General features: G+C 75.0%; 21 protein-coding genes and 1 tRNA gene. 12 read left to right on the top strand and 10 right to left on the bottom strand.

Annotation, left to right across the window (positions count from 1 at the left end):
- The first annotated feature begins 90 nt into the window (after positions 1-90).
- Positions 91-636, top strand: coding sequence for a DUF3566 domain-containing protein (locus tag K1J57_RS09110; RefSeq protein ID WP_220564004.1), 546 nt, complete (start codon positions 91-93; stop codon positions 634-636).
- 194 nt (positions 637-830) lie between these two features.
- Positions 831-904: transfer RNA gene (locus tag K1J57_RS09115), tRNA-Ile, on the top strand.
- Positions 905-1,111: 207 nt separating this feature from the next.
- Here the strand turns inward: K1J57_RS09115 and K1J57_RS09120 are convergent.
- The 4 genes from K1J57_RS09120 to K1J57_RS09135 form a co-directional block, all read right to left on the bottom strand.
- Positions 1,112-1,444 carry a hypothetical protein gene (locus K1J57_RS09120; protein WP_220564005.1) on the bottom strand — a complete coding sequence of 111 codons (333 nt, stop codon included), beginning with the start codon at positions 1,442-1,444 and terminating at the stop codon, positions 1,112-1,114.
- A 126-nt stretch (positions 1,445-1,570) separates the two neighbouring features.
- On the bottom strand, positions 1,571-2,038 hold the full coding sequence (locus K1J57_RS09125; protein WP_220564006.1) for a S26 family signal peptidase: 468 nt from the start codon (positions 2,036-2,038) through the stop codon (positions 1,571-1,573).
- A 72-nt stretch (positions 2,039-2,110) separates the two neighbouring features.
- The gene (locus K1J57_RS09130; RefSeq protein ID WP_220564007.1) at positions 2,111-2,287 is read right to left on the bottom strand and encodes a hypothetical protein; all 177 of its coding nucleotides are present in this window, start codon (positions 2,285-2,287) and stop codon (positions 2,111-2,113) included.
- A gap of 31 nt (positions 2,288-2,318) precedes the next feature.
- Entirely contained in the window at positions 2,319-2,501 is a 183-nt protein-coding gene (locus tag K1J57_RS09135; protein ID WP_220564008.1) for a hypothetical protein, read from the bottom strand.
- Between the two features lie 172 nt (positions 2,502-2,673).
- On the opposite strand from K1J57_RS09135, the gene K1J57_RS09140 reads away from it, so the two are divergent.
- On the top strand, positions 2,674-4,401 hold the full coding sequence (locus tag K1J57_RS09140; protein WP_220564009.1) for a tetratricopeptide repeat protein: 1,728 nt from the start codon (positions 2,674-2,676) through the stop codon (positions 4,399-4,401).
- A gap of 258 nt (positions 4,402-4,659) precedes the next feature.
- Positions 4,660-5,238 carry a hypothetical protein gene (locus K1J57_RS09145; protein WP_220564010.1) on the top strand — a complete coding sequence of 193 codons (579 nt, stop codon included), beginning with the start codon at positions 4,660-4,662 and terminating at the stop codon, positions 5,236-5,238.
- A 102-nt stretch (positions 5,239-5,340) separates the two neighbouring features.
- On the opposite strand, the gene K1J57_RS09150 is transcribed toward K1J57_RS09145, so the two are convergent.
- Positions 5,341-5,997 (bottom strand): HD domain-containing protein, encoded by a 657-nt coding sequence (locus K1J57_RS09150; protein ID WP_220564011.1) that lies wholly within the window; start codon positions 5,995-5,997, stop codon positions 5,341-5,343.
- Positions 5,998-6,161: 164 nt separating this feature from the next.
- On the opposite strand from K1J57_RS09150, the gene K1J57_RS09155 reads away from it, so the two are divergent.
- Positions 6,162-8,135 (top strand): M3 family metallopeptidase, encoded by a 1,974-nt coding sequence (locus K1J57_RS09155; protein WP_220564012.1) that lies wholly within the window; start codon positions 6,162-6,164, stop codon positions 8,133-8,135.
- Positions 8,136-8,291: 156 nt separating this feature from the next.
- Here the strand turns inward: K1J57_RS09155 and K1J57_RS09160 are convergent, their stop codons facing one another.
- Both K1J57_RS09160 and K1J57_RS09165 read right to left on the bottom strand, forming a co-directional pair.
- Positions 8,292-10,478: an ATP-binding protein gene (locus tag K1J57_RS09160; protein ID WP_370634636.1), complete on the bottom strand. Its 2,187-nt coding sequence runs from the start codon at positions 10,476-10,478 to the stop codon at positions 8,292-8,294.
- A complete protein-coding gene (locus tag K1J57_RS09165) occupies positions 10,468-11,166 on the bottom strand; it encodes a response regulator transcription factor (protein ID WP_220564013.1) in 699 nt (232 codons plus the stop codon). Before K1J57_RS09165 ends, K1J57_RS09160 begins: the two co-directional genes overlap by 11 nt.
- Before the next feature lie 205 nt (positions 11,167-11,371).
- Here K1J57_RS09165 and K1J57_RS09170 point away from each other — a divergent pair, with 205 nt between their 5' ends.
- The 6 genes from K1J57_RS09170 to K1J57_RS09195 all read left to right on the top strand — a co-directional run bounded on the left by K1J57_RS09170 (position 11,372) and on the right by K1J57_RS09195 (position 19,200).
- Entirely contained in the window at positions 11,372-12,136 is a 765-nt protein-coding gene (locus tag K1J57_RS09170) for a L,D-transpeptidase family protein (RefSeq protein ID WP_220565427.1), read from the top strand.
- 56 nt (positions 12,137-12,192) lie between these two features.
- Positions 12,193-12,504 carry a hypothetical protein gene (locus K1J57_RS09175; RefSeq protein WP_220564014.1) on the top strand — a complete coding sequence of 104 codons (312 nt, stop codon included), beginning with the start codon at positions 12,193-12,195 and terminating at the stop codon, positions 12,502-12,504.
- 69 nt (positions 12,505-12,573) lie between these two features.
- Positions 12,574-14,907 (top strand): excinuclease ABC subunit UvrA, encoded by a 2,334-nt coding sequence (locus K1J57_RS09180; protein WP_220564015.1) that lies wholly within the window; start codon positions 12,574-12,576, stop codon positions 14,905-14,907.
- A gap of 237 nt (positions 14,908-15,144) precedes the next feature.
- Positions 15,145-17,142 (top strand): serine hydrolase, encoded by a 1,998-nt coding sequence (locus K1J57_RS09185; RefSeq protein WP_255646925.1) that lies wholly within the window; start codon positions 15,145-15,147, stop codon positions 17,140-17,142.
- Positions 17,143-17,194: 52 nt separating this feature from the next.
- Entirely contained in the window at positions 17,195-18,535 is a 1,341-nt protein-coding gene (locus tag K1J57_RS09190; protein WP_220564016.1) for a sensor histidine kinase, read from the top strand.
- Complete coding sequence (locus tag K1J57_RS09195; protein WP_220564017.1) at positions 18,532-19,200, top strand: response regulator transcription factor; 669 nt, start codon at positions 18,532-18,534, stop codon at positions 19,198-19,200. Before K1J57_RS09190 ends, K1J57_RS09195 begins: the two co-directional genes overlap by 4 nt.
- Positions 19,201-19,241: 41 nt before the next feature.
- On the opposite strand, the gene K1J57_RS09200 is transcribed toward K1J57_RS09195, so the two are convergent.
- On the bottom strand, positions 19,242-19,844 hold the full coding sequence (locus tag K1J57_RS09200; protein ID WP_220564018.1) for an NADPH-dependent FMN reductase: 603 nt from the start codon (positions 19,842-19,844) through the stop codon (positions 19,242-19,244).
- A 113-nt stretch (positions 19,845-19,957) separates the two neighbouring features.
- Between K1J57_RS09200 and K1J57_RS09205 the strand changes: the two genes are divergently transcribed.
- Entirely contained in the window at positions 19,958-20,809 is an 852-nt protein-coding gene (locus K1J57_RS09205; protein WP_220564019.1) for a helix-turn-helix transcriptional regulator, read from the top strand.
- A gap of 16 nt (positions 20,810-20,825) precedes the next feature.
- Here K1J57_RS09205 and K1J57_RS09210 read toward each other — a convergent pair whose 3' ends face one another.
- The gene (locus K1J57_RS09210) at positions 20,826-21,581 is read right to left on the bottom strand and encodes a hypothetical protein (protein ID WP_220564020.1); all 756 of its coding nucleotides are present in this window, start codon (positions 21,579-21,581) and stop codon (positions 20,826-20,828) included.
- Positions 21,582-21,643: 62 nt separating this feature from the next.
- The gene (locus tag K1J57_RS09215; protein ID WP_220564021.1) at positions 21,644-22,582 is read right to left on the bottom strand and encodes an ABC transporter ATP-binding protein; all 939 of its coding nucleotides are present in this window, start codon (positions 22,580-22,582) and stop codon (positions 21,644-21,646) included.
- Positions 22,583-22,681: the final 99 nt, after the last annotated feature.

Genomic DNA, 22,681 nt, shown 5'->3' on the forward strand with positions numbered 1-22,681 from the left:
CCGATAGGACCCGTGGGGGTACGGACCATCCCCGCGGGTCCAGGTCGCTTCAACCACCCGCTCTCAAGGAAAGTCCAGCGGAACGTTTCTATGTCTGACAACCAGCGGAACACCACCACGAACGACACCGCTCCCGCAGGGGACGTGGAGACGACCGACACGGCCCTGGAGGGCGGCGGAGAGGCGGCCACCATGACGGAGACCCCGGGCGGTTCCGAGCCCCAGGAGGCTGCGGCGGGCAAGGCGACGCTCAGCAGCCGCAAGGCGCACCTGACCGTGTCCCGCGTGGAGCCGTGGTCGGTGATGAAGTTCAGCTTCGTCGTGTCGTTGGTGTGCTTCATCATCCTGTTCGTCGCGATCGCCGTGATCTACGTGACCCTGTCCATGCTGGGCGTGTTCGACGAGCTGACGAACATGATCACCGCCCTGCTGGAGGGCGACGGCGGCGGCGAGGACGAGCTGGGCCTCAACCCCGCCGCGTGGTTCTCCCCCGGCCGGGTGCTCGGCTACACGGGTGTGGTCGGGGCGCTGAACATCGTGCTCATCACCGCCCTGTCGACGGTGGGCGCCATGGTCTACAACCTGGTCGCGGACCTGGTGGGCGGGCTGGACATCACCCTCTCCGAGGCCGAGTAGCGATCCTGCCCCGGTGGGCCCGGACCCTTCGGGGGCCGGGCCCGCCGGCGTTCCGGCGGGTGTTCGGAGCACTCACCGCAGCCGGTAAAATCGAAGGTGAAGAGGGCCGCGCGTGCCGCGTCCCGGCTTCACCCCGCCCCCGGATACCGGTTCGCCCCGGTCCCCCGGATGCGGTAGAGTTCCACACGGAACAAGGGCGTATAGCTCAGTCGGTTAGAGCGCATCCCTGATAAGGATGAGGCCCCAGGTTCAAGTCCTGGTACGCCCACACTGTCTGCACAGTCGAGAGCCTTGCTCCTCCACCCGGAGGGCAGGGCTCTTTCCCTTTTCCGCGCCGCCCGGGCGCGGGGACCTTCGCGGCGCCCCGGCCTGAACCCCTGCTCCCGGCGGGTGCGGCGCCGGGTCGACAACGCGTCGAATCGCCATGTCGACCCGGATCCGGCGGTCCGCCCCGGTCCGGGCGGCCGGTGTCCGGTCACTCCCCGCCGGAGCGCAGGTCCACCACGACCCAGTCGCCGCCGTTGTTGACGACGAGGCACGTGTAGTCGGTGGGCACCTCCGAGTCGTAGAAGTCGCCCGATTCGACGCTGCCGGCGACCTCGTACTGCCACAGGTCCTCGTCGTCATCGTCGACCGCGGTGACCTCGGAGGACGCGCCGAACTCGACGGAGCCCGGCGGCTCCGCGTCCCGGCTGATGTGGTTCTCGCACTCGGCCCGGGCGTTCTCGGCGGTCGGCTCGGAGCCGCCGCAGCCGGTGAGGGCCAGGACCGCGAGGAGGGCTGCGTGGGCGAAGCGGGTGGGGCGCATGGTGTTCCGATCGGGCGAAGTGCGTTCTGGGAGGGGAGACGCCCGCTGTCACGCGGTGGTTCACCTGTTCGAAGGCGCGGTCCCCGGTCGGAGGGGGTCGTGCCGCCGCGTCCGCCGCCGCTCCGCCTATGCCGCCGGGGTGCGCGGAGAGGTCATCCGCCGCAGGACGACCCCGAGGACCCGGTCGTCCGGGACGGGTCCCCACACCCGCGAGTCCGTGCTGTGGCCGGTGTTGTCGCCCAGGACCACCAGGTGCCCCGGGGGCACCGTGCCGCCCCTGGCGGGAACGGAGGCGGGGACGGGGTCGCCGGGCAGCGCCGCGACCCGCTTGACCACCCAGGGCGGTACGGAGCCCATGATCAGGGCGAGGTCCCGGAGGTCGCCCGTGTCGGGCCGGCCCAGGACGGCCACGTCACCCACGCGCAGCCGCTTCGCGGGGACCCTGCGCACGAGCACCCGGTCGCCGTGGTGGAAGGCGGGCTCCATGCTGTGCCCGACCACGTCCACGGCGACCAGCGTGCGGTTGGCCCACAGGAGCAGGGCGAGCGGGGCCGCCGCCGCGATCCCGGCGGCGGCGAGGAGCACCGCCGTCACGGCCGTGCCGCCTTCCGGAGCGGTTCGGGCGCGGTCACGGTCATGGGCGGTGCTCCTCGGCGGCCGAGCGGGTCAGCAGGGCCTGTAGTAGGTGCAGGTGACGGGGGTGCTGCCGGGCGGGTCGCAGCAGTAGCGGCGGATGCAGGGGGAGGTCACCGGCGCGTACTGGTACCAGCAGTAGGGATTGGCCGCCGCCTTGGTCTTGGGGACGATGCGGGCGAGCAGCCGGTCGCCCAGGGAACCGATCATGGGGTCCTCTCCGGTCGTTGCGGTCGGGGGGTCAGCAGGGGCGGTAGGAGGTGCACTGGACCCCGACGTGCCCGCCGATGTTGCAGCAGGTGCGCCGGATACAGGGGGAGCTGATGGGGGCGTACTCGTACCAGCAGGAGGCGGCGCCGGCCGCGGTCCTGGGGACGACGCGGGCGAGCAGCCGGTCGCCCAGCCTTCCGATCTTCCCGAACATGACACTCCGTTTCCGGGCCACGGCTCCGCGGCCCCGTACCGGGCCTCCGGTGTGCCCCGGAGGCCGACGACCACGGTAGGGAGGCCGGATACATCCGGGATACACGTGAGATACACGCGGGGGCGGGCACCGGCCCGCCCGGCCGTCCCACCGGGCTGCGAGCATCCCGTGTATGCGACACGACGACACCCCCGCGGGCGGCGGGGGCGCGGCCGCCCTCCCGGCCGCCCCGGAAGAACTGCTGGAACTGCTCGCGGAGCGGTTCGAGGCGCTCGGCGACGAGCGCGGCGCGGAACTGGCCGAGGACCTGTACGAGCGCTCCCCCGCGGTGATGCGGGAGCTGGCCGGGCACGTCTCCGGCGCGGGCGACCCGGAGGCCGCGTCCCTGGTCGAGGCCCTGTGGACCGCCCTGGCCGACGACGGGGTCCTGGAGGCGGCCCGCTACGAGGACGGGGGGATCGCCGGGGCGGAGGCCTGGCTGCGCCGGGCCGCCGAGGCGGGGCACCCGCCCGCCATGTCCGCCCTGGCCGGCCTGCTCTTCGACCTGGGGTGGCACCCCGGAGCCGAACTCTGGTGGCGCAGGGCCGCCGCGCACGGGGACACGGGGGCCGCGGGCGGCCTGGGCTCCCTCCTGCAACGGGAGCGGCCCGCGGAGGCCGAGGAGTGGTACCGGGTCGCGGCCGACGCCGGGTCCGGGTTCCACATGTTCGTCCTGGGGAACCTCTGCCGCGGCCGGGGCCGCCTCGACGAGGCCGAGGACTGGTACGCCCGGGCCGCGGCCGCGGGCCCGCCGCGCGCCGAGGACGCCGCCTACAGCCTGGGGGTGCTGCTGGCAGTGCGCGGCCGCGCGGACGAGGCGCGGGAGTGGCTGTGCCGGGCCGTGCGGGGCGGCGTCCCCGACGCCCGGATCCACCTGGCACTGCTGGAATGCGGGAGGGGGCGGGCGGAGGAGGCCGCGGAATGGCTGCGGCGCGAGGCGGAGGAGGGCTCCTCGCGCTCGGCCGCGGCGCACCTGCTGGCCGAGTGGTCCGCCGGCGCGGGCGACACCGGCCGGGCCGACGCCTGGCGGCGGCGCGCCGACCGGGGAGGCCCCGGGGAGATGGTCCGGCTGGGGGTGCTGCTGGACGAGCACGGCCTCGCGGACGAGGCCCGGGAGTGGTGGCGGCGCGCGGGCGGGCAGGGGGACGCCCGGGTCCGGATGGACCTCGGCTCGCTCTTCCACGGCAGGGGGCTGCCGGACGAGGCGGAGCACTGGTACCGCGCCGCGGCCGAGGTGGACGACTGCGGGGCGGCGGCGATGTACCTGGGCGAGCTGCTCTGGGAGAGGGGCCGGACCGGGGAGGCGGCCGACTGGGCGCGGCGCAGCGCGGAGGAGGGGCAGCCCGGAGGGGTCCTGCTGCTCGGCCGCCTGCTGGCGGAGCTGGACCGCGCGGACGAGGCCGCGGAGTGGCTGCTCCCCGCCGCGGAGGAGGGGGTTCCGGCCGCCGGCCACCTGCTCGCCGGGCTCCTGGCCGCGCGGGGGGCGGACGCCGGGGCCGAGGAGTGGTTCCGCCGCGCGGCCGAGACGGGGACGCCGGAGTACCTGGGCGACCTCGGCGTGTTCCTGCTGGAACGGGGGCGCGCGGAGGAGGCCGAGCCATGGCTGCTCCGCGCGGTCGACGCGGCGCAGGACCCGGACCGCCTCGGTATCGGGGAACCGGGGGACCTCACCGCCCTGTACGGGCTCGGCCTGCTGTGCGCGGGGCAGGGGCGCGCCGACGAGGCGTTCACCTGGTTCGAGAGGGCCGCCGAGGCGGGCGTACCGGGGGCGGCGGACCGGTTCGCCGCCCTGCTCGACGACCGCGGGCGCACCGCGGAGGCCGCCGGGTGGCGCGACCGGGACACGGCGGCGGGGGTCTGAGGGGAGGGCCGACCGGTTCCGCCCGCCGTGTCGACAAAGCGCCGTGTCACCGTGTCGGCCTGTCCCCGTGTCGGCCCGGCGACCTGCCGATCCGGCGGCGGCCGTGCCCGCGGCCGAGAGAGAACCGCGGGGGGAGAGCACACGTCGAAAGGGCGTCGGCCTCCCGCCCCGAGCCCCTGAACCGAAAGCGAGACCCCCTTGACGCACCCGCACCCCCGACAGCGCGCGGCCGCGCCCCGTTACCGTTCACGGGTCACGGTGGCCCCGCTCGTGCGCGCCCTCGGCTTCCTCATCCCCCTCCCCCTCATGGCGGTCGCGTCGCTCGGCTACATCAATTTCGAGTTCTGGCAGGCGACCTTCTACGTGTTCCTGGCACTGGGGATCGGGCTGCTGCTCAGCGCCCTGGTCTCGCGGGTGGCCTCGGTCCGCGTGGAGGTGCGCGACGGTGTCCTGACCCTGTCCAAGGTGCCGCTCGCGGAGGTGCTGCTGCTGGGGATGGGCGAGATCCCCGAGAGCGAGCGCCTGCGGCTGCCCGTCGCGGAGATCTCCTACGCGGGTTCGGCCCGCTTCCGGCTGCGCGACATCACGCTGCGCACGGACGGGAACTTCACCAAGCGCCGCGCCGGCGGGGGCATGGAGTTCGTGACCCGGGACGGCCGGTACCTGGTCGCCCGGGTCAAGGACGCGGACGGCCTCAAGCACGCCCTGCTGGCGCACGGCATGCACCCCGCCGCCCTCCAGGCGCCCTTCCCAGCGGGGATCGGGAGCCCGGAGACGGTCCGCGAGCAGCGCGCGTACCACCCCGGCCCCCCGGTCCCGCCGCCGTACGGCCGCTGAACCCGTCCGGAGCCGGGGGCCGGCACCCGCCGGGACCGCATGTCGACAGGGGGACATGCGGTCCCGGCGACTCATCGACGGGGCCGCCCCGAAGGGCCGCTCTCAGATCCCCGCGTAGTCGCCCCAGCCCGCCTCGCCGGACATCAGCTCCCGCCAGGTGGGCCACCGCTCCCCCGTGTGCTGCCGCAGGAGCTCCCCCGGGGTGCTGAACGGCGGCGCCTTGCCCGGGTCGGCGAGGGCCTGGTCGACGATCGCGTCGTGGAGCGCGGCGGCCGCGCGCAGGCGGGGCAGCACCGCGTGGACCCGGTCGGCGTACCCCTCGGGCAGGGCGGGGCCCTCCGGTCCCAGGTCGTAACCGGCGCCCGCGGTCACCAGGGCGATCTCGGGCCGCTTGCGGATCGCCACGTCGAAGCACAGGTGCAGGGCGACGGCGTCCCAGACCACCTCGACCCGGTCGGCGGCCACGCCCCGGTCGTGGAGGAAGGCGGCGGCCGTGTCGGCGCCGTCGATGTCGAACCGCCCGCCCCGGTCCCCGTGCGGGGTGAGGCCGATGTCGTGCAGCACGCAGCCGAGGAACAGCAGCTCGTCGTCGTAGTCGTGGCCGGGGCGCAGCCCCTGCCGCTCCCCCAGGAACCGGCCGTAGAGATAGCTGCGCATGCTGTGGTTGAAGATCGCCGGGGACTCCGTGTCGCGGGCCAGGCGCAGGGCGTCGAGCGCGAGCCCGGTACGGGGGAACGGCAGGTCGCCGTAGGTGTCCATCAGGCCTCCATCCTTCAGGTTGCCTGAAGCATACGTGAACCTTCAGCTTGACTGAAGGAGGAGTGGGGTCGGGGATCAGCCCTGAACGAAAGTGGGGTGACGGGACGACTCGGGCGCGGTAGAACGGCACGGAGACCGACGCACGACCCCGAGGAGTCCTGACCTTGACCGAGACCGAGAACCCGTTCTTCGAACCCAGCGGTCTGCCCTACGGGCTCCCCGACTTCGCGAACATCCGCGAGGAGCACTTCGTCCCCGCCTTCGAGCGCGGCATGGCCGAGCAGCTCGCCGAGATCGAGGTGATCAAGAACGACCCGGCCCCCGCCACCTTCGAGAACACCCTGGTCGCCCTGGAGCGCTCCGGCGCGATCCTGCGCCGTGTCTCGAACGTCTTCTTCACCTTCACCTCCTCCGACGCCTCCGACCGCGTCCAGGAGATCGAGACGGAGATGATGCCCCGGCTGAGCGCGCACGCCGACGCCATCACCCTCGACCGCGCCCTGTGGGAGCGGATCGAGCAGGTGACCGCCGAAGGCCCCGAGGACGAGGCGCTCCTGGAGCGCTACCGCACCGACTTCGTCAAGGCCGGCGCCCGGCTCGACGGCGACGCCCAGGAGCGGCTGCGGGAGATCAACGGCGAGCTGGCCCGGCTGTCCACCGAGTTCGGCCAGAACGGCGTGACCGCCGCCACCGAGTCCGCGCTGGTCGTGACCGACGCCGCCGAGCTGGACGGCCTGGACGGCGACCGCGTCGCCGCGGCCGCCCGCGAGGACGGCACCTACGCGCTGCCGCTGCACAACACCACCCTGCACCCCCTGATGGCCCGCCTCACCGACCGGTCCGTGCGCGAGCGCCTCTTCCGGCTCAGCGTCGACCGGGCCCCGGAGAACACGGAGATCGCCGCCCGCATGGCGGTGCTGCGCGCCGAGCGCGCCGCCCTGCTCGGCTACGCCGACCACGCCTCGCACAAGGTCGCCGACCAGACCTCCAAGACCCCCGAGGCGGTCGAGGAGCGGCTGGGCGCCATGGTCGAGCCCGCTGTGCGCAACGTCCTGCGCCAGACCGAGGAGCTGGCGGAGCTGGCCGGGCACCCGATCGAGCCGTGGGACTGGCCGTTCTACGCCGAGCAGGTGCGCCGCGACCGCTACGAGGTGGACGAGGCGGCGCTGCGCCCGTACTTCGAGCTGGACCGGGTCTACACCGACGGCGTCTTCCACGCCGCCACCGCCCTGTACGGCATCACCTTCGCCGAGCGCGCCGACCTGTCCGGCTACCACCCGGACGTGCGCGTGTGGGAGGTGTTCGACACCGACGGCTCGGGGATGGGCCTGTTCCTGCTCGACCCCTACGCCCGCCCCACCAAGCAGGGCGGCGCGTGGATGCACAACCTGGTGGAGCAGTCCGAGCTGCTGGGGCAGAAGCCGGTGGTGGTCAACAACCTCAACATCACCAAGCCGGGTTCGGGGCCGACCCTGCTCACCCCGGACGAGGTCAACACCGCCTTCCACGAGTTCGGGCACGCCCTGCACGGGCTGCTGTCGGCGGTGCGGTACCCGCGCCTGGAGGGCACCGAGGTGCCGCGCGACTTCGTCGAGTTCCCCTCCCAGGTGAACGAGATGTGGGCCAACCACCCGCAGATCCTGGCGAACTACGCCCGCCACCACGAGACCGGGGAGCCGGTGCCCGCCGAGCTCATCGAGAAGCTGGCCGCGGCCGAGCGCTACGACCAGGGCTTCGCGACGGTCGAGTACCTGGCGGCGGCGCTGCTGGACTGGTCCTGGCACCGGATCGCCCCCGGGCAGGAGGTGGACCCGGGGACCTTCGAGGCGCAGGCGCTGGAGAGGTGGGGCCTGGCCCTGGACCTGGTCCGCCCCCGCTACCGGACCGCGTACCTCCAGCACTGCTTCGCGGGCGACTACCACGCGGGCTACTACTCCTACGTGTGGAGCGAGGTCCTGGACGCCGACAGCGTGGAGTGGTTCAACGAGAACGGCGGCCTCACCCGGGAGAACGGCGACCGCTTCCGCCGGTACGTGCTCTCGGTGGGCGGCAGCGTCGACCCGATGCGCGCCACCGCCGAGTTCCTGGGCCGCGAACCGCGCCTGGAGCCGCTGCTCCGCCGCCGCGGCCTGGCCTAGGCCGTGCTCCTCTGAACCTCCGCTGCGCTGCGGCCCGACCGTCGAGCGGCGGGAGGTCCTCAACGGAGGGCCTGTGGCCGCAGACCCTCCTCGAGGACGTCTCCGCCGGGCCTCCGGAACCCCCGGCGGCGCGGGAGAGCGTTCGGAGAACAGGCACTAGGGGCTTCCGCGGGCCGGTCCCCTCCCGGGGGGACCGGCCAGGGGCAGCCGGAGGGTGAAGGCCGTGCCCTCCCCGACCGTGCTGCTCACCGCCACCGTCCCGCCGTGCAGCTCCACCAGCCCGCGCACGATGGCCAGCCCCAGGCCGCTGCCGCCGGTGCGCCGGTTGCGGGACTTGTCCGCCCGCCAGAACCGGTCGAAGACGTGCGGTAGGTCCTCCCGGGCGATGCCGACCCCGGTGTCGCTCACCCGGAGCACCGCCTCGGAGCCCGCCCGGTGCGCCTGCACGGTCACGGTCCCGCCCTCGGGGGTGTGCCGCAGCGCGTTGCCGACCAGGTTCCCCAGCACCTGGAGCAGCCGGGTGCGGTCGGCCACCAGGGTCACGTCGCGGACCTCGGAGACCAGACGCACCCCGGCCTCCTCCGCGCGCAGCCCGTGGCCCGCGACCACCTGCTCGACCAGCGGGCCGGCCTCCACGGGCTCCGGGTCCAGGCGCAGCCGCCCGGCGTCGGCCAGGGCGAGGTCCTGGAGGTCGTCGATGACCGCCTGGAGCAGCAGGGTCTCCCCCAGCAGCATCCCCATGCGGTCCGGCTCGGGGTCGACCACCCCGTCCTGGACGGCCTCCAGCCAGCCGCGCAGGTTGCTCAGCGGGGTGCGCAGCTCGTGCGACACGTCGCTCACCATGGCCTTGCGCTGTTCCTCGGCCCGCTCCAGGTGCTCGGACATCTCGTTGAACGCCTCCGCCAGGCGGCCGATCTCGCCGGAGTCGCGGACCTCCACCCGGGCCGGGCCGCCGCCCTCGCGCATCCGGTTGACGGCGTCGGTGAGCGCGTGGACGGGACGGAGCAGCCGCGTCGCCAGGGTCGTGCTCACCACCACGGTCAGCACCAGCACCAGCACCACCACCCCGCCCACGCGCAGCACGCCCTCGCGGGACAGGGAGGGCCCCGCCGCGGCGTCCTCCGCGGGGTCGTCGATGAAGAGCAGCGCGGCCGGGGCCACGTAGGGGTCGAGCTGGGCGCGGCGGGCGGCGTCCAGGCAGGGCGCCGCCTCCGGCGGCACCTCGACCCGGGACCCGGTCAGGCTCCCGGCGCCGGAGGGGTCGGGGGCGCGGGACGGTGCGGGCTCCCAGGGGTCCTGCGGGTCCTGGGGGACCTCCCACGGGACCTCCTCACCCGGTGCCGGGGCCTCCGGGGCGATGGAGGGCTCCCCGCCGGGGAGCGGCTCCTCCGCCCCGGAGTCTCCCCCCGCCCCCTCCTCGGGCGGGGCGGCGCCCGGGTCCTCCGACGGCGACACGTTGGCGGGGTCCTCCGGAGCGGCCGGGGCCCGGGCATCGTCCGCCGCCTCAGGAGGGTCGGCCGACGGGGGTCCCGTGATCACGAGGCCCCCGGTGCGGCCGTCCATGGCGTACACGAGGTCCGTCCCGGAGTCGGGCGCGCAGTCGGCGGCCAGGGCGTTCAGGTCGGCCAGGGCCTCCTCCTCGCCCCCCACCGGCCGGTCCAGGGCGTCGAGGCCGCAGTCGTCCCACATGTACGCGTCGGCCTGCTCCGTCTCGACCACGGGGCGCCCCGTCGGCCCGGTCACCGCCTCCGCCGCCACTCCGTACAGCGTCCGCAGGCAGTCCGCGCCCTGCTCCGCGTCGGCGCGCAGCAGGGCGCGCTCGTGGTCGGTCAGGGCGAAGGGGCCCACCGCCCGCGGGTCGATGCGGTCTCCGCTCCCGGCGGCCAGGGTCACGTCCACCGCCAGCGCGTCCACCACCGACGACGTCCGGGGCGGCAGCGGCGGGGCGTCCCCGGCGGCCCCCTGCGGGGGTTCCGCGGCGGGGAGGGCGGAGTCGGCGATCACGGCCCGGCCCTCGGTGGTCAGGACGATCCGGCGGCCGGTCTCCCCGGCCAGGGCCCGGACGGTCTCCTCGACCCCCTCCCACCCCCGGTGGGTCGCCGCGTAGCCGACGAGGGTGTCGTGGATGTGGGTGTCCACCGCCAGGGTCTCCCCCTGCTGGACGTTGATGGACTCCGAGGTCCGCTGCACCGACAGCCAGGCCGTCGCGGTGATCGAGCAGACCGCCACCAGGACCGAGCCCGTCAACAGGCGGAACAGCAGGCCGTGCCGGAGCGAGACCCGCCGTCCGGACCGGCTCCGCCCCGAGCGGCCCCGCCGGGCCCGCCGGCGCTCAGCGGCCACGTTCGGGCCCCACCAGCTTGTAGCCGACCCCGTAGACGGTGACCAGCCGGACCGGTCGCCGCGGGTTCGGCTCGATCTTGCGGCGCAGGTTCTTCACATGGACGTCGATGGTGCGCTCGGTGATGTACCCGCTGATCCCGTGGATCAGCTCCAGCAGCTGGGCCCGGCTCAGCACCCGGCCCGGCCGGGCGGCCAGGGCCCGCAGCAGCTGGAACTCCACCGGGGTGCACTCCACCGGCTCCCCGTCCACCAGCACCGCGTGCCGGGCCGGGTCCACGGTGATCGGCCCCGCGTTCAGCACCCGCTCCTCGTCCCGGACCGGGGTGCGCGAACGCCGCAGCAGCGTGCGCACCCGCGCCATCAGCTCGCGCGGGCTGTAGGGCTTGGTGACGTAGTCGTCGGCGCCCAGGTCGAGCCCGGCCAGCAGGTCCTCCTCCGTGGAGCGCGCGGTGAGCAGCAGCACCGCCACGTCGGACTCCGCGCGCAGCACCCGGCACGCCTCCAGGCCGCTCATCACCGGCATCATCACGTCCATCACGATCAGGTCGGGGCGGTCGCGGTGGTGCTCCTCCAGCACGGCGCGACCGTTGTGGACCACGCGGACCGCGTGGCCCTCGTGCTCCAGATAGCGCCGGATCAGCTCGGCCTGGTTCACGTCGTCCTCGGCCACCAGGACATGCGCGCACACGTGGAGGACCTCCGTTCACCGATGGGGGGAGAGGGCCCCCGACACGGACGATCGTACGGGCGCCGCCCGCCGGCGCGGCGGGGCCGGAAGAGGTCTCCCCAGGTCGGAACACAGGACGCACACGGCGGCCACACGGGTTCTTCACATTCCTCGTCCACTCTTCATGGCGTCCGGCACGGAGAGCCCGGCCGGACCACCCGACCGGATGGACCCCATGCGCCGATCCCTGATGCCCCGCGGAGCCTCCGTGGCCCTGCCCGCCCTGGCCGCCGCCGCGGCCCTGGCCGCGGCCACCGCCTGCTCGTCCGCTCCGGACTCCCCGGAGGAACCCTCCGGCACGTCCGGGCGGGCGGAGGAGCCCGCGGCACCCGAGGGCTCCTACATCGCCACGGCCGTCGGCGACGAGGTCGAGGTCCGCTCCGAGCCGGACGGCGGCGAGGTGGTGCACACCCTCGCCAGCCCGAACGACTTCGGCGCGGACCGCACCTTCCTCGTCCGGCAGGTCCGGGGCGACTGGCTGGAGGTGCTGCTGCCGGTGCGGCCCAACGGCTCCACCGGCTGGATCGAGGCCGACGACGTCGAACTCACCGCCACCGAGTTCCGCGTGGAGATCGACATGTCGGAGTTCTCCTTCACCGTCGTCGAGGGCGGGGAGGAGCTCCGGACCGGACCGATCGGCATCGGGACGAGCGAGACCCCGACACCGCCCGGTGAGTACTACTTCACCGAGCTGCTCCAACCCTCGGACCCCGGGGGCGCCTACGGCGCCTATGCCTTCGGGCTCAGCGGGCACTCCGACACCCTGGAGACCTTCGCGGGCGGGCCCGGACAGCTCGCGGTGCACGGCACCGACGACGAGTCGGGCCTGGGCGGCGAGGTCAGCCACGGCTGCATCCGCGTGTCCAACGACGACATCACCTGGATGGCCGAGCGCCTGCCGCTGGGAACCCCGGTCGAGATCACCGAATGACCGCTCACCGAGCGGACCCCCGAACACCCGACAGCGAGAACGACAAGAGGTCGACCATGCGAGTGAAGTCCCGGATGCTCATCGTCGCCGCCATGGCGGCGGCCTTCTTCGGCGCCGCCCCGGCGCTCGCGTCGGACGACGCCCCGGCCGAGCCGGCCGCCGTCGCCACCCCGGCCCCGACCCCCGGCGAGGGAGGCCACCCCGGCGTTCCGACCGACCCGCCCACGGAGGAGGGGAACGCGCCCGCCGACCCGAGCGACCCGGCCCCCGCGCCCCCCGAGGCGCCGCAGGAGGACCCGTGGGACCCCGACACCCCCAGCGCCGCCCCGGCCCCGCCCATCGCGGATGACCCCAACTACACCGGCTGACCCCCGGGTCCGCGGCCCCCGGGCGGGCCGCGGACCGGGAACGGTGCCGCGTCGGGTAATCCTCTGAGCATGGAGAACACCGACGCCCACATCCGGGTCCGCGGCGCGCGGGTGCACAACCTGCGCGCCGTGGACGTTTCCCTGCCCCGCGACGCGCTCGTCGCGTTCACCGGGGTGTCCGGGTCCGGCAAGTCCTCGATCGCGTTCGGCACCCTGTACGCCGAGGCCCAGCACCGCTACCTGGAGTCGGTCGCGCCGTACGCGCGCCGCCTCCTCCAGCAGCTGCCCGCGCCGGACGTCGACGGCATCACCGGGCTGCCGCCCGCGGTGGCCCTGGCCCAGGCCCGTTCGGTCCCCTCGGGGCGGTCCACGGTGGGCACCCTGACCGCGGTCTCCAATTCACTGCGCATGCTCTTCTCCCGGGCGGGGACCTACCCGCCCGGGGCCGAACATCTGGATTCCGACTCCTTCTCCCCCAACACCGCGGTCGGCGCCTGCCCCGTCTGCCACGGGGAGGGCGTGGAGTACGAGGTCACCGAGGGGTCGCTGGTCCCCGACCCGTCCCTGAGCATCGCCGACGGCGCCATCGCGTCCTGGCCCGGCGCCTGGCAGGGCAAGAACCTGCGCGACATCCTCGACACCCTCGGGTACGACGTCCACCGCCCCTGGCGCGAGCTCCCGCGCGAGGAGCGCGAATGGATCCTGTTCACCGACGAACAGCCGGTGGTCACCGTGCACCCCGTCCGGGAGGCGGGCCGGGTGCAGCGCCCCTACCAGGGCACCTACAGCAGCGCCCGGCGGCTGGTCCTCAAGGCGTACGCGTCCTCGGCCAGCGAGGCCCGCAGGGAGCGCGCCCGGTCCTTCATGGACGAGCGGGCCTGCCGCGGGTGCGACGGGCGGCGGCTCAACGCCGCCGCGCTGCGCGTGACCTTCGCGGGCCGGAGCATCGACGAGCTGGCCCGGATGCCGCTCTCCGCGCTGGCCGACCTGCTCGCCCCCTGGCACGACGACCCCGGCCCCGCGGGCGCCCTCGTCCAGGACATCACCGCCCGCGTCGGGGTCCTGGTGGAGCTGGGCCTGGGCTACCTGGGCACCGCCCGCCCCGCCCCCACCCTCTCCACCGGGGAACTCCAGCGCATCCGGCTGGCCACGCAGGTGCGCACCGCCCTGTTCGGGGTGGTGTACGTGCTGGACGAGCCGTCGGCCGGGCTGCACCCGGCGGACTGCGAGGCCCTGTCGGGCATCCTGCGGCGGCTGCGCGACGGCGGCAACACCGTGTGCTTCGTGGAGCACGACATGGACATCGTGCGGGGAGCCGACTGGGTCGTGGACGTGGGGCCCGGGGCGGGGGCCGACGGCGGCCGGGTGCTCTACAGCGGCCCGGTGCCCGGACTGGCGGAGGTCGGGGAGTCGGTGACCCGCCGCTACCTCTTCGATCCCCCCGTCCCCGAACGGATCGGCCGCACCCCCTCCGGGACCCTGGAGCTGCGCGGGATCGACCGCAACAACCTGCGCGGGCTCGACGTCGACGTGCCGCTGGGAGTGTTCACCGCCGTCACCGGTGTGTCCGGCTCGGGCAAGTCCACCCTGCTCGGCGCGATCGGGGAGCACGCCGCCGCACGCGGACGGGCGGTGTGGGTGGACCAGAAGCCCATCGGCCGCACCCCGCGCTCCAACCCGGCCACCTACACGGGGCTGTTCGACACGGTGCGCAGGCTGTTCGCCGGTACCGACGAGGCGAAGGCGCTCGGGTACGGGCCCGGGCGGTTCTCCTTCAACGTGCCCGAGGGGCGGTGCCCCACCTGCGAGGGCGAGGGGTTCGTGTCCGTGGAGCTGCTGTTCCTGCCCAGCACCTACGCCCCCTGCCCCGACTGCGGGGGCGCCCGCTACAACCCCGACACCCTGCGGGTGGCCTACCGGGGGCTCACCGTCGCCCAGGTCCTGGACCTGTCGGTGGACGAGGCGCTGGAGTTCTTCGCCCGGGTGCCCTCCGTGGCGCGCTCGCTGGACACCCTGAGCGCGGTCGGCCTGGGCTACCTGCGGCTGGGCCAGCCCGCCACCGAGCTGTCCGGCGGGGAGGCGCAGCGGATCAAGCTCGCCGCCGAACTCCAGCGCCGCACCGTCGCCGACACCGTCTACCTGCTGGACGAGCCCACCACCGGACTGCACCCCCACGACGCCGACGTGCTCATGGAGCGGCTGCGCGACCTCATCGACGCGGGCGCGACCGTGGTGGCCGCCGAGCACGAGATGCGGATCGTCGCCACCGCCGACCACGTCGTCGACCTGGGGCCCGGCGGCGGTGACGAGGGCGGCCGGGTGGTCGCCGCGGGCACCCCCGCCGAGGTGGCCGCCGTGCCCGGGAGCCGTACCGCCGCCTACCTCAAGGACCTCGTCCGGTGAGGTGAGGCCGCTCCGCCGGCGGGGCGGCGGATCGCCGTGTCGCCGGGTCGAGGAGGCGACACGGCGACGAGTCGACAAGGGGACGCGTCGACAGAGCGGTGGGTGGACAGAGCGGCGGATCGACCCGAGGAGGCGGCGCCTCCGACGAAGGTCGCAACCACGGTGACGATCCGCGCCCGATGTGCCCGGGGCACCGGTTTCGCGACGCTGGGACCACACCACCGGAAGGAGGGGTCCGTGATCCCCGCGAAGACCACAGCACCGCCGCGCGCACGCCGCGCCCCGGTCCCCCTGGCGGCCGCGGCCGCCGCCCTCGCCGTGCTCGCCTCGGCCTGCGCCGCGCCCGCGGACGGGGACGGCGCCCCGAACGACGGCGCCCCCGCGCCCGCGGCGGCGCCGCCCACCGCCGAGCTCACCGAGCAGGACGTCAACGCCTGGCTCGACGGGGTCGTCCCCGGGGCCCTCGACGTCTCGGGCATCCCCGGCGCCGTCGTCTCCGTCGTCCACGACGGGGAGATCCTCACCGTCCGCGGCTACGGGTACGCCGACACCGGCGCGGACGGGGGCGGACCCGTCCCGGTCGACCCGGAGGAGACCCTGTTCCGGGTCGCCTCGGTGTCCAAGCTCGTCACCGCGACCGCGGTGATGGGGCTGGTCCAGGAGGGCGCCCTCGACCTCGACACCGACGTGAACGAGTACCTCGACTTCACCCTCCCCACCCGGTTCGACGAGCCGGTCACCCTGCGGCACCTGCTGACGCACACCCCGGGGTTCGAGGAGCGGATCAAGGGCATGTTCCTCAGCGGCCAGGACTCCCCCGACCTGCGCTCCTACCTGGTCGAGGACCCGCCCGAGCAGGTGTACCCGCCGGGCACCGTGCCCGCCTACTCCAACTACGGCAACGCGCTGGCCGGGTACATCGTCGAGCGCACGGCCGGCGAGCCGTTCGAGGAGTACGTCGCGGAGACCGTGTTCGAGCCGCTCGGCATGGACTCCTCCACCTTCGCCCAGCCGCTCCCCGAGGGGTTCCGGGACCGGCTGGCCTCCGGGTACACCGACGACACCGGGCCCGCAGGGGAGTTCGAGACCGTCCCCGACGCCCCCGCGGGGGCGCTGACCACCTCCGCCCCCGACATGGCCCGGTTCATGCTCGCCCACCTGGGCGACCTCGAGGGGCTGGGGCTGGACGGGGACACCCTCGACCTCATGCACTCCCCGGCCCTGGGCGAGGACTCCCTGGGCACGCTCGCCGCGGGGCCGCGCATGGCCCTGGGGTTCTACCGGGAGGACCGCAACGGGCGGCCCGCGCTGGGGCACGGAGGGGACAGCATGTACTTCCACTCCCACCTGCAGATCCACCCCGAAGACGGCACCGGCGTCTTCGTGTCCTTCAACGGCGGCGGGTACCCGGACGGGCAGGGGTACTACCTGCGGGAGGAGATCACCGGCGGTTTCATGGACCGCTACCTGCCCCGGGAGGAGGGGCCCGCGGCCGGGACCGACACCGCCGCCGAACACGCCGCGATGGCGGACGGGAGCTACATCGGCACCCGCGCCGTCCAGAGCAACTTCCTGTCGGTGCTCGACCTCGTCGGCGGGCTGGAGGTCCGGGACCGCGGGGACGGCACCATCCTGGTCACCCCCGGCACCGCGAGCGGCCACCCCCAGGTGTACGAGGAGGTCGAGCCGTGGCTGTGGAGGGAGGTCGGCGGGCACCGGACGCTGTCCATGCGCGCCGAGGACGGCCGGGTGGAGGCGCTCGGGACCGACCCGGCGTCCGCGTTCCTGCGCGCCGGCCCCGGACACGTCGCGGCACCGGCGGTCCTGGCCTTCTCGCTGGCGGTCCTGCTCGTGGCCGTGCTCTCCTGGCCGGTCGGCGCGGTGGTGCGCCGGAGCCTGTCCCTGCCCGCGCGCGACCGGGCGGGGCGCACCGCCCGGGTCCTCACCCGGGCCGGCACGGCCTCGGCCCTGGCCGCCGCGGTCGGGTGGGTGCTGGTCCTGTCGTTCCTGATGGGGATGAACGAGGTGCCCGCGGCCGTGCTGCTGGGCCTCCACGGCCTGCAACTGCTCGGCGCGCTGGGGGTCGTCCCCGCCGCGTGGTCGCTGGCCGGTGACGTCCGGCGCCGCGCCGGGTGGAAGCGGTACGCGGCCGGGGCGCTGGTACTGGCGGCACTGGCGGGCACGGCGTGGTTCGCGCTGTCCTTCGGGCTGCTCTCCTTCGACCCGACGTACTGAGGTCCCGGGGGCGGGCGGGGATCATGTCCACGGACGAGTGAAGGGGGACCCGATGGGCGAGCAGGACCACGGCCCCGCCGCGCGAACGGCGGTGCCGGTTCCGGCACCGCCGTTCTCCGGGGCGGGCGAACTGGCGGACGCGCTGCTGGACCGGGTGGGGCTGCGCGGGCGGGCCCGCAGGGACGCGGCCCTGGCGGCGGCCGTCGCGGCGGCCTCGGTCGGGATGCTCTGGCTGCTGCTGTTCTCGTTGGTCCACGTGGACGCGGTGGCGCTCTCCGCGGCCGCGGGGGCCGTCCTCACCGCCGCCATGGCCGCGCAGTCGCTGCTGCTGGCCGTGCGCCGCCGGTACCCGGTCGTGTGCCTGGTCGGCGGGACGGCGCTCCAACTGCCGGTCATGGCGCTGCTGCCGCCGGAGGTCGGGGTCCAGGGGCTCGCGCTGTTCATCGCCGCGTACACCTGCGGGACCCTGCTGCCCGTGCCCCGGCTCCTCGGGGCGGTCGCGGGCGCCGTCGTCCTCTACTGGCTGGTCGGCGGACCGGTGCAAGGGCTGCTGGCGCCGCCCGCGGACCTGCCGCCGGTCCCCGAGGGGTCGGCGGTGCCGTGGCTGGGGCTGCTGGCCTCGGGTGTCCCCACGTTCGTGCTCCCCGCCCTGGTCGGCGCCTACGTGGGCACCCGGCGCCGCTACCTCGGCCTGCTGCGGACGCGCGCCGCGGAGGAGGCCCGCGCCCAGCGGGAACGCGCCGAGTCGGCCATCCGGGCCGAGCGCGCCCGGATGGCCCGCGAACTGCACGACATCGCCGCCCACCACCTGTCCGGCATGGTCGTGCAGGCCGGGGCTGCGGAGCGGCTGATCGGCCGGGACGACGAGGCCGCCCGGGAGGCGATGGCCTGGGTGCGGTCCCAGGGCAGGGAGACCCTGGCCGGCCTGCGCTCGGTGGTCGGCGCGCTGCGCGACCCCGCCGAGGACGGCGGCGCCGGGGCCGAACAGGGCGCGCCCGTGCCCGGGCTGGCCGACCTGGACCGGCTGGTCGGCGCCGAGCGCGAACTCGGAACGGAGATCGAGGTGGTGCGCGAGGGCGAGCCGTACGGGCTGGCGCCGATCGCCGACGTCACCGCCTACCGGGTGGTGCAGGAGTCGCTGACCAACGCCCGCGACCATGCCGCCGGGGCACGGGTGCGGGTGCTGCTCCGGTACGGGGCGGAGGGGTTCGTCCTGGAGGTGGGGAACGGGCCGGGCGGAGCCCGCGCGACCGGGCGGGAGCACCGCGGGCTGGGCGTGCTGGGCATGCGAGAACGCGCCCAGGTGGTGGGTGCGGCGCTGGAGGCCGGGCCCACCGGTGACGGAGGATGGCGGGTGCGGTGGGAGATGCCGGTGAACGGGGGCGAGCGGTGATCAGGGTTCTGCTGGTGGACGACCAGGCCATCGTCCGGGCCGGGTTCCGGGTGATCCTCGACATGGCCGACGGCATCGAGGTGGTCGGCGAGGCGGGGGACGGCCCGTCGGCGGTGGAGCTGGCGTCCCGGCTCAGGCCCGACGTGGTCTGCATGGACGTGCGCATGCCGGGTGGCGACGGGCTGGCGGCGACCCGGGAGATCCTGGAGCGGTCGGCCCGGCGGCCCGGCGAGCGGCCGCCGGAGATCCTCGTGATCACCACCTTCGACCTCGACGAGTACGTGTTCGGGGCGCTGGAGGCGGGGGCCGCCGGGTTCGTCCTCAAGGACACCGACCCCGACGACCTGGTGGACGCGGTCCGGCGGCTCGCGAGCGGGCAGGGGCTGGTGGACCGGGCGGTGACCCGCCGGGTCATGGCCGAGTTCGCCCGGCGCAGGCCCCCGGGCGGAGCGGACCCGGACGCGCGGGGCCTGCTCACCGCCCGGGAGGCGGACATCGTGCGGCTGCTGGCACAGGGGATGTCGAACGCGGAGATCGCCGGGGCGCTGTTCATCGAGACCAGCACGGTGAAGTCGCACCTGACCCGGGCGATGGCCAAGATCGGCACCCGGGACCGGCTGCAGACGGTGGTCTGGGCCTACCGGACGGGGATCGCCCGGCCCTGACCCGGGAAGGGGGGCGGGGCCGCGGCCCCGCCCGGCGCCCCTCACCCCGGGTAGGGGGCCGCCGCACGGGCGGCCCGCAGCGCACCGGCCCACCAGGCCAGCTGCTCCAGCATCGCCTTGGCGTACCCCTCGGCCTCGGGGTCCCGCGGGAGGCCGTCCTCCCAGGTGAAGAAGTAGTTGGGGAAGCTCAGGCCGTCGCGGACGGTCACCGCGTGCAGCTCCGTCAGCACGTTCTCCAGGTGCAGCACCGCGTGGCGGCCGCCCGCCGCTCCCCCGTAGCTGACGAAGCCGACCGGCTTGGCCGCCCACTGGGTGAAGTGCCAGTCGATGGCGGCCTTCAGCGAGGCCGGGTAGCTGTGGTTGTACTCGGGGGTGACCAGGATGAACGCGTCCGCCCCCGACAGCGCCTCCGTCAACGGGGCCAGGGAGTCCGGGAAGGGGTAGGCGTCGCCCGCCATCTTCGGCGGAACGGCGGGCAGGGCCAGGGGGAGGTCGAAGTCCGCGAGGTCGACGACCTCCACCTCGAAGGCCCCGTGGGCGTCCGCCCTGTCGGCGACCCAGGAGGCGACCGTGGGGCCGAACCGGCCCTCCCGGACGCTGCCGACGACGATCACGAGCTTGAAAGCGTGTGCTGTGTTGTCCATGCCGACCACGATCCGCCCCGGCGGCGGACGTGAACAGGCCGTGGTCAGGCTGGCCCCCACAGGGCCACGCTGAGGCCGTGACCCGCCGGGCGGGCCCGCCCTAGGATCGCGGCATGGGTACTCCTCTGGGCGATTTCATCCGGGCCAGGCGCGACGCCATCCAGCCGGAGGCGCTGGGCCTGCCGGCCCGCCACCGCCGCCGCTCCCCCGGGCTGCGCCGGGTGGACCTCGCCTCGCTGGCGGGGATCAGCGTCGAATACCTCACCCGGATCGAGCAGGGGCGCGACGGCAACCCGTCGCCCGCCGTCGTGAACGCGCTGGGCGACGCGCTCGGACTCGACGGCTCGGAGCGCGGGCACCTGCTCTACCTGGCCAAGATCACCGGCGGCGGGTGCCCCTCCCACAACCGCCCCGCGCCGCCGGACCGGGAGGTCGCGCCGACCGTCCTGCGGACGCTGGGGCTGCTGGAGCCGGGAGTGGCGGCCGTGACCAACCGGCTGGGCGACCTGCTGGCCCGCACGCGCGGGTTCGACGCGGTGTTCGCGGAGACCGGCCTGTTGGAGGGGGCGGGGGCGGACGGCGGGTTCCCCAACCTGACCCGGTACGTGTTCACCGACCCCCGGGCGCGGGAGCTGTTCCCCGACTGGGGCGCCGTCGCCGACGAGCAGGCGTTCGACCTGTGGACGGCGCCGTCCCGGGAGTCCGCGGAATGGATGGGCGCCGAGCTCGCCCCGGTGGCGGGCCCGGAGTTCACCGACCGCCTCCAGAGCCACAGGCTCCCCGAACGCGGGGTGCTGACCCTGGCGCACCCCTCGGCCGGGGTCCTCCGCCTGCACCGGGAGGTCCTGGAGGCGTCCCCGCGGGACCAGCAGGTGCTGGTCATGCTGCCCGCCGACGAGGCGACGGAGGCGGCCGTCGCGCGCCTGCGCGACCGGGCGGCCGCGGGCGCCCCCGCGGCCGGCTGACCCCCGTCCTCCCCGGTCACACGTCCCGGCGCTCGAACACCGCCACCGCGACCGCCACGAAGACCGCCACCCACGCCACCAGCACGAGCACGGCGGCCGCGGTGGGCAGGTACCCCTCGCTTCCCGGGACCGCGATGCCCGCGACGCTCTCCGTCGCCGCGCCGTAGGTGAACCGGGGCACGCTCTCCATCCACCACTCCCCCAGGAAGGGGGCCGTGACCACCGGCAGCAGGTTGACCAGGAACACCGCCGTGAACGCCCCGGCCGCGCTGCGCAGCACCGCGGCCGCGCACGCCGTGAGCACCGCCTGTACCGCCATCCCCAGCGGGATGTAGACCAGCGTCGCCCGGAGCATCCCCGGCGCGCCCAGGCTCAGCGTCGGCTCCCCCGCCGCGCGCAGGGCGGCCTGGCTGACGTGGAAGTTCACCTGGGCCACGGCCAGCCCCACCACCAGCGCCAGCGCCGCCACGATGACCAGCTTGGCCAGCAGCGGGCGCCACCGGCGGGGGGACGCGGCCAGCGTCCACACCGCGGGACCGCGGAACTCCGACGCCACCATGCCACCCGCCAGGCCGGCGAAGGCCAACGTGCCGAACCCTCCCGCGAAGAAGATGACGGCGTACTCGCCCTCCGCCTGCTCGCGGGCGATCGCGGCGCTGTCGCCGAACACCACCATGAGCACGGTGACGCCCACCGTCAGCACGAACGCCAGCACCAGCACGAGCCGGTTGGCGGGCGTCGCCAGGAACTTGCGCCACTCCGACCGCAGCACCGGCCCGAACCCCGGGCCCGGTCGCGTCCGCGTCCCCCGTGCGTTCTCCCCTACCCCGGCGGTCATCGCTTCCCTCCCGTCCGGGCCACCGGCGCGGACACGTGGTCCGCGTCGGCGCCCGTGAGCTCCATGAACACGTCCTCCAGGCTGGGCCGCTCCGTCGTCAGCCCGTGCAGCACCAGCCCGTACCTCGCGGCCAGCTCTCCGACGCCGGCGGCCTCGGCCCCGGTGACCAGCAGGTCGGCGGTCCCGTCCCCGGCATCGGTCTCGACCGTGCAGCCGTGGTCGCGCAGGACGGCGGCGAGCGGCCCGGGCCGCGGCCCGCTGACCCGGACCCGGCCGCCCGCACCCTTGCGGACCAGGTCCGCCACGGTGGTGTCGGCGATCAGCCGCCCCAGGCCGATGACGACCACACGGTCCGCGGTCTCGGCCATCTCCCCCATGAGGTGGCTGGAGACCAGTACGGTGCGCCCCTCCGCGGCCAGCGACCGCATCAGCGTGCGCACCCACCGGACCCCCTCCGGGTCGAGCCCGTTGACCGGCTCGTCGAGCACCAGGGTCCCGGGATCGCCCAGCAGGGCGGTGGCGATGCCCAGCCGCTGGCGCATGCCGAGCGAGAAGCCGCCCACCCGTTTCCCGGCGACCCCGGACAGCCCGACCGCGCCCAACACCTCGTCCACCCGCCGGTCGGGCAGGCGCGCGGCCGCCGCCACCCAGCGCAGGTGCCCCGCGGCGGTCATGCCGGGCGGTATCCCGTCGGTGTCGAGCAGGGCGCCCACCGCCCGGAGCGGGTCGGGCAGGTCCCGGTAGCGGAGCCCGTCGATCGCGGCCCGGCCGCCGGTGGGCCGGTCCAGCCCGAGGATCATCCGCATGGTCGTGCTCTTGCCCGCGCCGTTGGGGCCCAGGAACCCGGTGACCCGGCCGGAGGGCGCGGTGAACGTCAGACCGTCCACCGCCCGGGTCCGGCCGTAGTGCTTGCTCAGGTCCTCGACTTCGATCACGTCGTCCGCCCTCCGTCGTCCTTCGTCCGTCACCACCAGGCAACCGTCCGGGGACGTGGCGGCGGCAGCGCCGAATGCGGGGAGGGAGACGACGAATGT

It is taken from the genome of Nocardiopsis sp. MT53, from assembly GCF_019598965.1.
Lineage (GTDB): Bacteria > Actinomycetota > Actinomycetes > Streptosporangiales > Streptosporangiaceae > Nocardiopsis > Nocardiopsis changdeensis.